The sequence below is a fragment of the Cupriavidus sp. CER-90 genome (assembly GCF_057652055.1).
Genome location: NZ_JBYGYM010000002.1, coordinates 991,422 through 1,003,732, shown reverse-complemented (window position 1 = coordinate 1,003,732; position 12,311 = coordinate 991,422). Strand labels below are relative to the sequence as shown.

At 66.0% G+C, this 12,311-nt stretch carries 13 protein-coding genes; 6 read left to right on the top strand and 7 right to left on the bottom strand.

Going from position 1 to position 12,311, the window contains the following annotated elements; all coding sequences use genetic code 11:
- The first annotated feature begins 64 nt into the window (after positions 1-64).
- Positions 65-679 (top strand): SCO family protein, encoded by a 615-nt coding sequence (locus AC24R4_RS15120; RefSeq protein WP_153949014.1) that lies wholly within the window; start codon positions 65-67, stop codon positions 677-679.
- Between the two features lie 140 nt (positions 680-819).
- On the opposite strand, the gene rpoH is transcribed toward AC24R4_RS15120, so the two are convergent.
- Complete coding sequence (gene rpoH, locus AC24R4_RS15115) at positions 820-1,755, bottom strand: RNA polymerase sigma factor RpoH (RefSeq protein ID WP_400392107.1); 936 nt, start codon at positions 1,753-1,755, stop codon at positions 820-822.
- Positions 1,756-2,109: 354 nt separating this feature from the next.
- On the opposite strand from rpoH, the gene AC24R4_RS15110 reads away from it, so the two are divergent.
- Positions 2,110-2,982, top strand: coding sequence for a pirin family protein (locus AC24R4_RS15110; RefSeq protein ID WP_400392109.1), 873 nt, complete (start codon positions 2,110-2,112; stop codon positions 2,980-2,982).
- 88 nt (positions 2,983-3,070) lie between these two features.
- Here the strand turns inward: AC24R4_RS15110 and ybiB are convergent, their stop codons facing one another.
- The 5 genes from ybiB to AC24R4_RS15085 all read right to left on the bottom strand — a co-directional run bounded on the left by ybiB (position 3,071) and on the right by AC24R4_RS15085 (position 8,350).
- Entirely contained in the window at positions 3,071-4,060 is a 990-nt protein-coding gene (gene ybiB / locus AC24R4_RS15105) for a DNA-binding protein YbiB (RefSeq protein ID WP_400392112.1), read from the bottom strand.
- Positions 4,061-4,134: 74 nt separating this feature from the next.
- Positions 4,135-4,938: an ABC transporter ATP-binding protein gene (locus AC24R4_RS15100; RefSeq protein WP_400392114.1), complete on the bottom strand. Its 804-nt coding sequence runs from the start codon at positions 4,936-4,938 to the stop codon at positions 4,135-4,137.
- Between the two features lie 13 nt (positions 4,939-4,951).
- Complete coding sequence (ntrB, locus tag AC24R4_RS15095) at positions 4,952-5,821, bottom strand: nitrate ABC transporter permease (RefSeq protein ID WP_400392117.1); 870 nt, start codon at positions 5,819-5,821, stop codon at positions 4,952-4,954.
- A 101-nt stretch (positions 5,822-5,922) separates the two neighbouring features.
- A complete protein-coding gene (locus AC24R4_RS15090) occupies positions 5,923-7,233 on the bottom strand; it encodes a CmpA/NrtA family ABC transporter substrate-binding protein (protein ID WP_400392120.1) in 1,311 nt (436 codons plus the stop codon).
- 481 nt (positions 7,234-7,714) lie between these two features.
- Positions 7,715-8,350 (bottom strand): ANTAR domain-containing response regulator, encoded by a 636-nt coding sequence (locus AC24R4_RS15085; RefSeq protein WP_400396566.1) that lies wholly within the window; start codon positions 8,348-8,350, stop codon positions 7,715-7,717.
- 182 nt (positions 8,351-8,532) lie between these two features.
- Here AC24R4_RS15085 and AC24R4_RS15080 point away from each other — a divergent pair, with 182 nt between their 5' ends.
- From AC24R4_RS15080 to AC24R4_RS15065, 4 genes are all read left to right on the top strand, one after another.
- Positions 8,533-9,234 carry a fumarylacetoacetate hydrolase family protein gene (locus tag AC24R4_RS15080; RefSeq protein ID WP_400396569.1) on the top strand — a complete coding sequence of 234 codons (702 nt, stop codon included), beginning with the start codon at positions 8,533-8,535 and terminating at the stop codon, positions 9,232-9,234.
- A 4-nt stretch (positions 9,235-9,238) separates the two neighbouring features.
- Positions 9,239-9,886 (top strand): maleylacetoacetate isomerase, encoded by a 648-nt coding sequence (gene maiA / locus AC24R4_RS15075; RefSeq protein WP_487523315.1) that lies wholly within the window; start codon positions 9,239-9,241, stop codon positions 9,884-9,886.
- A 451-nt stretch (positions 9,887-10,337) separates the two neighbouring features.
- On the top strand, positions 10,338-10,628 hold the full coding sequence (locus AC24R4_RS15070; RefSeq protein ID WP_487523314.1) for a hypothetical protein: 291 nt from the start codon (positions 10,338-10,340) through the stop codon (positions 10,626-10,628).
- On the top strand, positions 10,625-10,918 hold the full coding sequence (locus AC24R4_RS15065) for a hypothetical protein (RefSeq protein WP_487523313.1): 294 nt from the start codon (positions 10,625-10,627) through the stop codon (positions 10,916-10,918). The genes AC24R4_RS15070 and AC24R4_RS15065 overlap by 4 nt, the downstream gene beginning before the upstream one ends.
- Positions 10,919-11,022: 104 nt before the next feature.
- On the opposite strand, the gene ftsY is transcribed toward AC24R4_RS15065, so the two are convergent.
- Positions 11,023-12,306, bottom strand: coding sequence for a signal recognition particle-docking protein FtsY (gene ftsY, locus AC24R4_RS15060; protein WP_400391360.1), 1,284 nt, complete (start codon positions 12,304-12,306; stop codon positions 11,023-11,025).
- Positions 12,307-12,311: the final 5 nt, after the last annotated feature.

The following is a 12,311-nucleotide window of genomic DNA, read 5'->3' as shown; positions in this document are numbered from 1 at the left end:
GAGTCCACGGCCGGCGTGATCGGCGATACTTCCGGGCGTATCTTGCTTCCCATCGCTCCGACGCATGCCGACCTCCGCCTCTGGCTTTTTCGCCACATTTCGCCGCTTTTGCCTGCTCGCCCTGTGCACCGCGCTCCTGGCCGCCTGCGGCCAGCCGAAGCCGTCGTTCAAGAACGTCGATATCTCGGGCGCCAGCGACTTCGGCAAGGATTTCGCGCTGCAGGACCCCGCCGGCAAGACCCGCACGCTGGGCGACTTCAAGGGCAAGGTGGTGCTGATGTTCTTCGGCTACACGCATTGCCCGGACGTCTGCCCGACCACCATGGTCGAGCTCAAGCAGGTGATGGAGCAGCTGGGCCCCGATGCCGACAAGGTGCAGGTGCTGTTCGTCACGGTGGACCCGGACCGCGATACCGGCGCGCTGCTGGGCCAGTACGTGCCGGCCTTCGACGCGCGCTTCCTGGGCCTGCGCCCGGCTGACGAGGCCGCGCTCAAGCAGGTGACCAAGGACTTCAAGGTATATTACGCCAAGGTGCCCGGTTCGTCGCCGAACAACTACACGATGGATCACTCGGCCGGCAGCTACGTATTCGACCAGAACGGCCAGCTGCGGCTGTTCATCCGCCACGGCCAGGGTCCGGAGCCGATCGCCCACGACCTGAAGGCGCTGATGTCCTGATGTCCTGATGGACGTGCCGGGCGCGCGGCGGCGCTGCCGGAACGCCCGGGCAAACAAAAAGGCCGGTCAATCGACCGGCCTCTTCATTGTTGCGCTTATTGTTGCGCTTGTTGCGTTCCGCGTTACCGCACGGGCGCGGCTTAGGCAAATGCCGCCAGCGCACCCTTCATCTTCTTCATCGCGGCCGTCTCGATCTGGCGGATCCGCTCGGCCGACACGCCGAATTCGTCGGCCAGCTCATGCAGCGTGGAGCCGCCCGAGCCGTCGTCGTTCACGTCCAGCCAGCGCGCCTCGATGATGCGGCGGCTGCGCGGGTCGAGCTTGCTCAGCGCTTCTTCCAGCCCTTCCACCTGCAGCCGGTCGTTGTGCTTGGCCTCGATGACCTTGGTCGGCTCGTTGTGGTTGTCCGCAAGGTAGGCGATGGGGGCGAATTCTTCCTCGCCATCGTCGATCTGGCCTTCCAGCGCCATATCGCCGCCCGACATGCGGGTTTCCATCTCCATCACTTCCTCGGGCTTCACGTTCAGCTCGCGCGCAACGGCTTCGATCTGCTCGGGCGTGAAGGTATGCGCACCCTGCTTGTGGCTGCGCAGGTTGAAGAACAGCTTGCGCTGGGCCTTGGTGGTGGCCACCTTGACCATGCGCCAGTTCTTCAGCACGTATTCGTGGATCTCGGCCTTGATCCAGTGCATCGCGTACGACACCAGGCGCACGCCCTGCTCGGGGTCGAAGCGTTTCACGGCCTTCATCAGACCGATATTGCCTTCCTGGATCAGATCGGCGTGCGGCAGGCCGTAGCCCAGGTACTGGCGGGCGATCGACACGACCAGGCGCAGGTGCGACATCACCAGGCGGCGGGCGGCATCGACGGAATCGTTGTCGCGCAGGTCGCGGGCCAGCCTCAGCTCTTCCTCGGGGGTAAGCAGCGGAATGCGATGGACCGCCTGGATATAGCTATCCAGATTGCCCAGCGTGCCCGGAAACGTCAGCGCAAGGCTGTTCGCGGCAGCACTCTGGGGCGCCGTCGGCAGACGGCGGGAAACTTGGTTTTGATCGGCAGACAGGACTGCGTTCACTATGACTCCTTTCGCATCCGGCGGTGGGTTGCCGGTGTGTCCCGGAAGGACACCGCATTGCAACGCATATTAGCACTCGAACCGGACGAGTGCTAACTTAGAGGGCCGATGGGGTTAATAGTTCCGTCACATCGGGCGCGTGATCCCGATAGCGTCTGATCGTCGTCGGCTTCGGATCTCGCCCTAGTCCCCACAAGGCCTGGCGGGCAGCGTGATCCCGACAGGAATATTAGAGAAGGCGATGGTCAATCGGTTTCCCACGAATTCAATGCAAATTCGGGATGGTGAATTGCGGGATTCGCTACACTGAAGTTGTTTTCCAGCCGCATTGCACCATTCCTTGGAGACGTTTCCATGTCTGCTATCGAACACTTGCTGAAGCCGCATGTGCGGGATATCGGCGAGTTCACCGTCCGCCGCCTGCTGCCCGCCGCCACGACCCAGACCGTCGGGCCGTTTATTTTCTTCGACCACATGGGCCCCGTGGAGATGGCGCCGGGGCAGGGCATGGATGTGCGTCCGCATCCGCATATCGGTCTGGCCACGGTGACGTACCTTTTCGAGGGCGAGATCATGCACCGGGACAGCCTGGGCAGCGAACAGGTAATCCGGCCGGGCGACGTGAACTGGATGACGGCCGGCACCGGCATCGTCCATTCGGAACGTTCGCCGGATGCGGCCCGCGAGGCAGGCCCGCGCCTGCATGGCATCCAGACCTGGGTGGCACTGCCGCTGGCCCATGAGAACGATCCGCCGTCGTTTCACCACCATCCAGGCGCCACGCTGCCCAAGCTGGAACTGCCCGGCGTGCGGATGACGGTGATTGCCGGCGATGCCTTCGGCGCCGAATCGCCGGTGCGGGTGTACAGCCGCACGCTCTATGTGGCCATCGAGATGGATGCCGGCGCCAGCCTGGTGATTCCGGCGGAACATGTGCAGCGCGGCGTGTATCCGGTGGACGGCAACCTGGAAATGGATGGCGAGACGCTGCCCGCCGAGCATCTGGTGGTGTTGACGCCGGGCGAGCCGGTGACGATCACGGCGACTATCCCGTCGCGCGTGATGCTGCTGGGCGGCGACCCGACCGACGGCCGCCGCTTTATCTTCTGGAACTTCGTGGCCAGCAGCAAGGAGGCCATCGAGGAAGCGAGCCAGCGTTGGCAGGACGACCAGTTCCCGCACGTGCCCGGCGAAACCGAGCGCATCCCGCTGCCGGTGCGGCGTTAGGCCGCAGCGCGGCCGACGCGCGCCGGCAGCCGTTCAGCGCGCTGGGCGCACTGGGCGCGCTGGCCGGGCTGGGCGGCGGATCGAGCGATCAGACCGGGCTGGCCCAGGCCACGCGCGTCGCCTGCCGCAGGCAATCCTTGATCGTGGCGATCTGGGTGGCGATGGGGGCGGGCACCGGCTCGGCGCCATCGAGCACCTTGCGGATCCAGGCCGCCGTGTCGGCCACGTCGGTGCCGGCGGGCAGCGCCGGCACTTCGGCGATGGAACCGCCCACCGGGTCCACCATCGTGCGCTGGTGCCCGTCGTGCAGCCAGTCGATGCGCGTGCTGCGGCGGGCATCGGCCACCACCTCGCCCTCGGTGCCCCGGCCCAGCAGCACATTGGCCGGCTCGTGCGAGAAATAGTCGGTCAGTGTTTCGCGATATTCGGGGTGGGTGTAGCTGTACAGGCGCAGGGCTTCGGCCGGCGTATGGGCGCCTACCGGCTGCAGCATCTTGACGATCGTGTGCGACGAATTGCGCAGGCCGATGATGGCGCGCTTGTCGAGCAGGGCCGACAGCGCGGGCGACAGCACGTCGATCGGCAGCACGGCCAGCGGGTTCGATGCCGCACGCAGCTGGTCCTGCGCGGCCTGGGTGGTGGCGCACAGCGGCACGCCCAGCGCGTCGAACAGGGCCATGCTGGTCACGCGGCCGTGGAACGCGCGCACGCCATGCACCAGCGTCGGCACGCCATCGCGCGCCAGCAGTATCGCCAGCAGCGGCACCAGGTTGGGCTGCTTGCGCGCGCCGTTGTAGCTGGGGATCACCACCACGGGCTTGTCGGGCGGCGCCGCCAGCGGCTGGCAATGCTGGTGCGCGGCTTCGAGCATGCCGGCCAGTTCATGCGGGGCCTCGCCCTTGATGCGGTACGCCATCAGCACCGCGCCCATTTCGATATCGGAAACGCGGCCTGCCAGCATGGCGTCGAACAGCGCCTGGACATCCTCGCGCGGCAGCGCGCGGGCGCCGTTGACGCCGCGGCCGATTTCCTTGATGTACTTTGCCGCCAAAAATGGCGAATCTGCTGCTGTGGTCATGATGACTGCCGGAATCGTGGGGGTGGGGTTCATGATAGCCCACGATTGCCGCCGGCAATGGGTCCCGCAGGGCCTCAGGCGGCTTCCTGCAGCGCCGGGTTGCGCTGCTTGCGGTACAGGAAGTCCAGCACGGCCGTGCGGCAGGCGTGGTAGGTCTTGTCGTCGGCCAGCGCCACGCGGTCGCGCGGGCGCGGGATATCGACGCCGACGATCTCGCCGATGGTGGCCGCCGGGCCGTTGGTCATCATGACGATGCGGTCGGCCAGCAGCACGGCTTCGTCCACATCGTGCGTGACCATGACGACGGTGCTCTTCGTACGCGCCACGATCTTGATCAGTTCGTCCTGCAGGTGGGCGCGGGTCAGCGCATCGAGCGCGCCGAACGGCTCGTCCATCAGCAGCACCTTGGGCTGCATCGCCAACGCCCGGGCGATGCCCACGCGCTGCTTCATGCCGCCCGAGATCTCGTGCGGATACTTGCCTTCTGCGTGGGTCAGGCCCACCAGCGCCAGCGTGTCGTGCGTGCGGGCCTTCAGCTGCGCCTTGCTCTCCGTGGCGCCGAACACGCGCTCCACGCCCAGGTGGACGTTTTCGAAGCACGTCAGCCACGGCAGCAGCGAATGGTTCTGGAAGACCACCGCGCGCTCCGGCCCGGGCCCGGCGATCTCGCGCCCGGCGCAGATCAGCGCGCCGGCGGTGGGCGTGGTCAGCCCGGCGATCAGGTTCAGCAGCGTGGACTTGCCGCAGCCCGAATGCCCGATCAGCGTAATGAACTCGCCTTCGGCAACCGACAGGTTGATGTCGCGCAATGCCACGAACGGGCCCTTGCGCGTCTTGAACGTCTGGCCGACGTGTTCGATGCTGACGAATTTTTCCATGACGGGGCTCCGATCAGGTGTTGCCGTAGCTGAAGCGGCGCGCCAGGGCCAGCAGCAGGTGCTCCAGCACCAGGCCCACCACGCCGATGATGAAGATGGCGATGACGATGTGCTCGACCTTCAGGTTGTTCCACTCGTCCCACAGCCAGAAGCCGATGCCGGTGCCGCCGGTCAGCATCTCGGCGGCCACGATCACCAGCCACGCGGTGCCGATGGACAGCCGCACGCCGGTCAGCATGTACGGCAGCACGGCCGGGAACAGCACGCTGCGGAAGATCTTCCATTCGGACAGGTCCAGCACGCGCGCCACGTTCAGGTAGTCCTGCGGCACGCGGGTCACGCCGACCGCCGTGTTGATGATCATCGGCCAGATCGAGCAGATGAAGATGGCCCAGATGGCGGCCGGGTTGGCGGCCTTGAACAGCAGCAGGCCGATGGGCAGCCAGGCCAGCGGCGACACGGGCCGCAGCAGGCTGATGACCGGTGCCGCCATCGCGTTCAGGAAGGCGAAACGCCCCAGCAGGAAGCCGGCCGGAATGCCGATCACCGCCGCCAGGCCAAAGCCGGCCGCCACGCGTGCCAGCGACGCCAGCACGTTCCAGCCGATGCCCTGGTCGTTCGGGCCGTCGCGATAGAACGGATCGGCAAACAGCGGCACGGCGGCATTCCACGTGGCACCGGGCGTGGGCAAGGCCGGGATCAGCGTGGCGATGCCGTGCCAGACCAGCAGGAACAGCACGAAGCCGGCCAGCGGCGGCACGCACTTGAGCACGAAGCCGGCTACGGCTTCGCGCCGCGCGGCCTGCTTCGCCTGGATGGCAAGCTCCTGGGCGCGGCGGCGCGTCTGTTCCTTGGCTTCCGTATCGAGGACATCGGCATCCATGGCGGCTCCTTGCGCAGGAGTGGGGGTAACGGCAGGGGCGAGGGCATTCACGGCAGGCTCCTTTCCAGAGGGCGATCAGGTCGCGAACAACGCGTGCGGGGTCAGAGGGCGCCGGCTTTGATCTTGAAGCCGTCGGCGTAGGCCTTCGGGTCCTTGGCGGCGTCCCAGGTCACGCCGTCGATCAGCTTCGCGGTCCGGAAATCGCTCTTGGGCAGCGGCACCTGCGCAGCGGCGGCGGCCTGCTTGAACACGTCGATGCGGTTCACCTGCCGGGCCACGGCCAGGTAGTCGGGGTGGTCCTTCAGCAGGCCCCAGCGCTTCTGCTGCGTCAGGAACCACATGCCGTCCGACAGGAACGGGTAGTTGGCCAGCCCGTCCTGATAGAACTTCATCGAATCGGGGTCGTCCCAGGTCTTGCCCAGGCCGTTGCTGTAGCGGCCCAGCATGCGGTCCAGGATGATGTCCATGTCGGTGTTGACATAGGACTTGGCCGCGATGGTCTCCGCGGTCTTGCGGCGGTTCGAGGCCGATGCGTCGATGAACTTCGATGCTTCGAGGACGGCCGCCACCATCGCGCGGGCCGTGTTCGGATTTTTCTGGACGAAATCCGATGTGGTGCCGAGCACCTTCTCGGGATGATCCTTCCAGATGGCCTGGGTGGTTTCGGCCGTGAAGCCGATCTTGTCGGCGATGGCCCGCGCGCCCCACGGTTCGCCCACGCAGAAGCCGTCCATGTTGCCCACGCGCATGTTGGCTACCATCTGCGGCGGCGGCACGGTGATGGCCTTGGCGTCCTGCATCGGATTGATGCCGTTGGCGGCCAGCCAGTAATAGAGCCACATCGCATGCGTGCCGGTGGGGAAGGTCTGCGCGAACACGTACTCGCGCTTGTCGCGGGTCATCAGCGCCTTCAGGCTGGCACCATCCTTGACACCCTTTTCCGCCAGCTTCTGCGACAGCGTGATGGCCTGGCCGTTGTGGTTCAGGTTCATCAGCACCGCCATGTCCTTCCGCGGGCCGCCGATGCCGAGCTGCACGCCGTAGACCAGGCCGTAGAGCACGTGCGCGGCATCGAGCTCGCCGTTGACCAGCTTGTCGCGCACGGCTGCCCACGACGCCTCCTTGCTCGGCGTGATCTTGATGCCGTACTTCTTGTCCAGGCCCAGCGTCGACGCCATGACCACCGAGGCGCAGTCGGTCAGCGGGATGAAGCCGATCCTGACTTCGGCCTTCTCGGGCGCATCGGAGCCGGCTGCCCAGGCACCGCTGCGCACCAGCGGATCGACCAGCGTCATCACGCTGGCGCCGGCAAGGGTGGCCAGCGCGCGGCGGCGGCCGTGGCTGGCCGGAGCGCGGTCGGCGGCCGCGTTGTCGGCGACGTTGGGCTTGGCAATCTTGAGGCGAGAGGGCATTGCGATGGCTCCGAGAAGAAAAAAGGCGTCCCGACCGCAGCCCCAGGTTTCGACAGAAGCCGGGGGGTGCGGTGCAGGACGCCGTTGTCCGATGCCGCGCGTGCCGTCGTTGGCGCGCGTGCATGCATGTTGTGGTTGATACCGGGCACTACAGGGTGATGCCGGCCGTCGTTGGCCTTGCCAGCCACTACGCAAGCGTCATGCCATGCCCGTTGCGGTGCACAAAACCGTGCGTCCGGCGGCGCTTTTCACCAGGCCGAGGCGCCACGCGTGGGGACGGTGCATGCCGGGGCCTGCCGCGCGGGCCTCGGGGAGCGGAAAGTCGGCGCCAAACCGTGCGGGAAATGGGGCGGGAAAGCGGCGGGAGGCGGAACTGGTGCAGCGCCGCGCCCGCGCATGCACCGGGCTGGTGTTGGGGAGGGACGCGGGAGGCAGGGATGGCGGAAGGGATGGCGGAAGGTCGGCGGGGGATGGACAGGCCTCAGCCCATCACGTCGATCACGCGCTGGGCGGCTTCCACGAGCTTGATGCCGCGCTCCATCGCCATCGACCGCAGCCGCTTGTACGCCTCGTCCTCGGTGATGCCGCGCGACTCCATCAGCAGGCCCTTGGCGCGCTCCACGGTCTTGCGCTCGGCCAGCTTGAGTCTGGTGGCGTCCAGCTCGGCGCGCAGTTGCTGGTCGAGCTCGAACCGCGCATAGGCCACGTCCAGCACGGTCTTGACGCGCTCGGCGCGCAGGCCGTCGACGATATAGGCGGTGATGCCGGCCGACAGCGCGGCCTTGATGCGCTGGGAATCGTCGTTGTCGGTGAACAGCACGATCGGGCGCGGGGCGTGCTGGGTGGACACGCAGACATGCTCGATGGTGTCGCGGGCGGCCGATTCGGACGCGATGATGACCAGGTCGGGCAGCGTGGCCGCGATCACGTCGGGCAGCCGCAGGTCGGCGTCCACGGTCTGCACCGTCGTGAAGCCGGCCTGCGCCAATCCGGCGCGGATTGTCTCCACATTGAGCGGATCGGCGTCGTGCGGGTCGCGCACCAGCAGGATGCTCAGGGTGCGGGAGCCTGCGGCCGGCGGTGGACTGGCAGGTGGGGGCGAGGTGCGGCGGTTCATGACGGTCGCTGGGTTGCACTGCAATATGCAAGATTCGCGCCGGGGCTGCCTGCACTGTATGCCACCGTACGCCGGGTGTATGCTTTGGCCCTGCCGCGCCCCCGATTTCCGCATCGAAACCCGGGCACGCCGAATGCACCGGCGCGGCGTCCCATCAAAAAAGAGAAAGCAGGAGAGTTTGGATGACCGAGTTCGTATTCGCCCCGCAGGCCCCCGTCGGGGTGCCGGTCCGTGGCAGCAGCGCAGGCTTCCCCGTGCGCCGGGTCTATTGCGTGGGCCGCAATTATGCCGCGCATGCACGTGAAATGGGCTCGGATCCCGACCGCGAACCGCCGTTCTTCTTCTGCAAGCCGTCCGACGCGGTCAGCTACGTGGCCGACAACACCGAGGGCACGTTCCCGTACCCGCCGGGCACCGGCAACTGCCACTACGAGGTGGAACTGGTCGTGGCCATCGGCAAGGGCGGCAAGGACATCCCCGTGGAACAGGCCGCGAGCCACGTCTACGGCTACGCCATCGGCCTGGACATGACGCGCCGCGACCTGCAGAACGAGTCGAAGAAGACCGGCCGCCCCTGGGAAACCGGCAAGGCGTTCGACAAGTCGGCACCGATCGGCCCGATCGTGCCGGTGTCCGCCATCGGCCACCCGGAAAAGGGCGCCGTGACGCTGGCCGTGAACGGCGTGGAAAAGCAGCGCGGCGACTTGTCGGACCTGATCTGGTCGGTGCCCGAAATGGTGTCTTACCTGTCGAAACTGTTCGAGCTGCAGCCGGGCGACCTGATCTACAGCGGCACGCCCGAAGGCGTGGGCCCGGTGGTCAAAGGTGACGTCATGCAGTGCCACGTGGCCGGCGTGGGCGACCTGACCGTCAAGGTGGTCTGAGGCCATGCTTGCGCTCCACAGCTACTTCCGCAGCTCGGCCTCGTTTCGCGTACGCATCGCCTTGAACCTGAAGGGGCTGCCCTACGACTACAAGGGCGTGCACCTGCTCAAGGACGGCGGCATGCAGCTCAAGCCCGAGTACCGCGCGCTGAACGCCGACGGCGTGGTGCCGACGCTGGTGGTCGACGGCCGTCCGCTGATCCAGTCGATGGCCATCATCGAATACCTCGACGAGACCCACCCCGAGCCGCCACTGCTGCCGAAAGACCCGTTCGAGCGCGCCGTGGTGCGCGGCCTGGCCCAGGAAATCGCCTGCGAGATCCATCCGCTGAACAACCTGCGCGTGCTGAAGTACCTGAAGCATGAACTGAAGGTGTCGGAGGAGGCCAAGGACGGCTGGTACCGGCACTGGATCGAGCAGGGCTTCGCCTCGCTGGAGATCAACCTGCAGCAGCTGGGCCACGTGGGCCGCTACGCATTTGGCGATACGCCGACGCTGGTGGACCTGTGCCTGGTGCCGCAGGTGTTCAACTCGCAGCGATTCAACGTGGACCTGACCCCGTTCCCGACCATCGCGAAGATCCACGCCAACTGCATGGAACTGGAAGCGTTCCAGAAGGCGGCACCGGGGGTGCAGCCGGATAGCGAGTAGGCGTTTCGCCAGTTCGGAATAGTCCGATTTGCTTGTCCGAAGAGCCCGGCATTGATGCCGGGCTTTTTCATTCGCGGCATTGGTGCAGCTGTACCAATTTGCGACAAAAGCGGGACTTTCGATGTCGGTTTGGCTAAGCTTCGCACACTTACATGATAACGATTCTCGTTTGCATTATGTGGAGCCGTGCGATGTGGGTTTTACTAGGGAGTCTTGCCAGTACTGGAGAGGTGTCGGCGGCTGAAGTCCATGTGCGCCATCTCGGCGCGCACACGGCACTGACGGTCAAACCATGGACAAAGCTACGTGATGACAGCGTAGTGCGGCAGCAGCTCGACTATTCGTGCGGAGCTGCAGCACCAACAGTCAAGCGGTGCCGTGGCGACCGGCCCGATCTACATCCAGATCGGGCAGCAATTTATCCCGATTCGGCGGGCCCTGCAGATACGGTATGGAATCTGAAACGATTTCCGGATTATTTCTGGCGTACACGTCTGTCGTCTTTTTCGGCCTGATTCCGCGATACGTGTTAATCAAGGCCTTTGCCAAGCGCAGATTTGTATTTGTTGCCGTGATGACGCTGGGGCTATACGTCGTGAACGTTGTCGTCTGCGCACTGTATTTTCCTCATCCGCGGCTGTCGGCATTTGATACGGCGACCATGGGTTCATTCATGTCCATTGTGTTGTCATTGATATTCTGCGCGGCAGAGCGACGTGCGAGCCGAGATCTAGAGAAATGACTGGCGACACATTCACAGCCGCCTTCGGCGTTTACACAGGCGTAGCCTTCGTATTTCTCGCGCCGCGATATGTGTTGATTCGATCCCTGCGCGAGGATCGTTATGCCGCTGTGGCGTTTGCAGCGATGGGGATGTACGTCGCCAATCTGGCGATATCCGTTCTGGGATTCCAGCACGAATGGAAATTGGCTTTGGCAACCGCGCATTCGGGACCGCTGGTAGCGCTCTGGATCTCACTACTTGTCTGCGGCCTCCAGCACCATGAAGTCGTTCGTGAGGACGGAGATTAGCGTATCGCGGCAAGTCCACTGTTAGGACAAGGCGTCATCTGCAAAAGGCAAAGCCCCGCGTCAGCGGGGCTTCGCCTTTGCAGGGCCGGAACGCCGGCTGGGTATCACCCCAGCAGCGCTTCCGCAAACTCCTCGGCCTTGAACGGCTGCAGGTCTTCCACTTTCTCGCCCACGCCGATGAAGTACACCGGCACCGGGCGCTGGCGGGCGATGGCGGCCAGGATGCCGCCCTTGGCCGTGCCGTCGAGCTTGGTCACGATCAGGCCGGTCAGGCCCAGCGCGTCGTCGAAGGCGCGGGTTTGTGCCAGGGCGTTCTGGCCCGTGTTGGCGTCGATCACCAGCAAGCATTCGTGGGGGGCCGTGGGCATGGCCTTGCCGATCACGCGCTTGACCTTCTTGAGTTCTTCCATCAGGTGCAGCTGCGTGGGCAGGCGGCCGGCGGTGTCGGCCATCACGATGTCGATCTTGCGGGCGCGGGCGGCGTTCACGGCATCGAAGATCACGGCGGCCGGATCGCCGCTTTCCTGGGCCACTACGGTCACGTTGTTGCGCTCGCCCCAGATGGTCAGCTGTTCGCGCGCGGCGGCGCGGAAGGTGTCGCCGGCGGCCAGCAGCACCGACTGGTGGTAGCTCTGGAAGTGCTTGCAGAGCTTGCCGATGCTCGTGGTCTTGCCCGCGCCATTCACGCCGGCAATCATCATTACCAGCGGCTGCTCGCGGCCCAGCTCCATGGTCTTTTCCAGCGGCTTGAGCAGCTGCACCAGCAGATCCTTCAGCGCGGCCTTCACGCCTTCGGCGGTCTCGATGCGATCGCTCTTCACGCGGCGGCGCAGTTCGCCCAGCAGGTACTCGGTGGCTTCCACGCCGGCATCCGACATCAGCAGCGCGGTTTCCAGTTCCTCGAAAAGGGCTTCGTCGACCTTCACGCCGACGAACAGCACGCCGATGTTGCGGCTGGTCTTCGACAGGCCGGCTTTCAGGCGTGACATCCATCCACGCTTGGCCTCGGCGCTCTGCGCGGGCGGCGGCACCAGTTCCAATTCCTCGACCACGGGCGGCGCGTAGGCAACCGGGGCGGGCGGGGGCGGCGGCACCTGGGCCGGCACGGGCACAGGCACCGGTACGGGCACCGGGGCGGGTGCAGGCGCCGGGGCGGGCGCGGGCATCGGCACGGGGACCGGAACCGGCACAGGAACCGGCACCGGAACAGGCGCCGGCACAGGAGCGGGCGCAGGAGCGGGCGCAGGAGTGGGGGCGGGAAGCGGTGCGGGCGCAGGGGCCGGCGAGGGTGCCGGCGCGGGCGAGGGTGCGGGCGAAGGCGCAGCCGCCGGCGGCTCGACGGGCGCGGGAGCCGGCTCGGCCTTGCGCTTCTTCCAGAAACTAAACATTGGGA

What these genes read in the sequence shown, in the direction of transcription:
- AC24R4_RS15120 (WP_153949014.1), top strand. Translation starts at nt 65, where the DNA reads ATGCCGACCTCCGCCTCTGGCTTTTTCGCCACATTTCGCCGCTTTTGC.
- AC24R4_RS15110 (WP_400392109.1), top strand. Translation starts at nt 2,110, where the DNA reads ATGTCTGCTATCGAACACTTGCTGAAGCCGCATGTGCGGGATATCGGC.
- ybiB (WP_400392112.1), bottom strand. Translation starts at nt 4,060, where the DNA reads ATGACCACAGCAGCAGATTCGCCATTTTTGGCGGCAAAGTACATCAAG.
- AC24R4_RS15100 (WP_400392114.1), bottom strand. Translation starts at nt 4,938, where the DNA reads ATGGAAAAATTCGTCAGCATCGAACACGTCGGCCAGACGTTCAAGACG.
- ntrB (WP_400392117.1), bottom strand. Translation starts at nt 5,821, where the DNA reads ATGGATGCCGATGTCCTCGATACGGAAGCCAAGGAACAGACGCGCCGC.
- AC24R4_RS15090 (WP_400392120.1), bottom strand. Translation starts at nt 7,233, where the DNA reads ATGCCCTCTCGCCTCAAGATTGCCAAGCCCAACGTCGCCGACAACGCG.
- AC24R4_RS15085 (WP_400396566.1), bottom strand. Translation starts at nt 8,350, where the DNA reads ATGAACCGCCGCACCTCGCCCCCACCTGCCAGTCCACCGCCGGCCGCA.
- AC24R4_RS15080 (WP_400396569.1), top strand. Translation starts at nt 8,533, where the DNA reads ATGACCGAGTTCGTATTCGCCCCGCAGGCCCCCGTCGGGGTGCCGGTC.
- maiA (WP_487523315.1), top strand. Translation starts at nt 9,239, where the DNA reads ATGCTTGCGCTCCACAGCTACTTCCGCAGCTCGGCCTCGTTTCGCGTA.
- AC24R4_RS15070 (WP_487523314.1), top strand. Translation starts at nt 10,338, where the DNA reads ATGGAATCTGAAACGATTTCCGGATTATTTCTGGCGTACACGTCTGTC.
- AC24R4_RS15065 (WP_487523313.1), top strand. Translation starts at nt 10,625, where the DNA reads ATGACTGGCGACACATTCACAGCCGCCTTCGGCGTTTACACAGGCGTA.
- ftsY (WP_400391360.1), bottom strand. Translation starts at nt 12,306, where the DNA reads ATGTTTAGTTTCTGGAAGAAGCGCAAGGCCGAGCCGGCTCCCGCGCCC.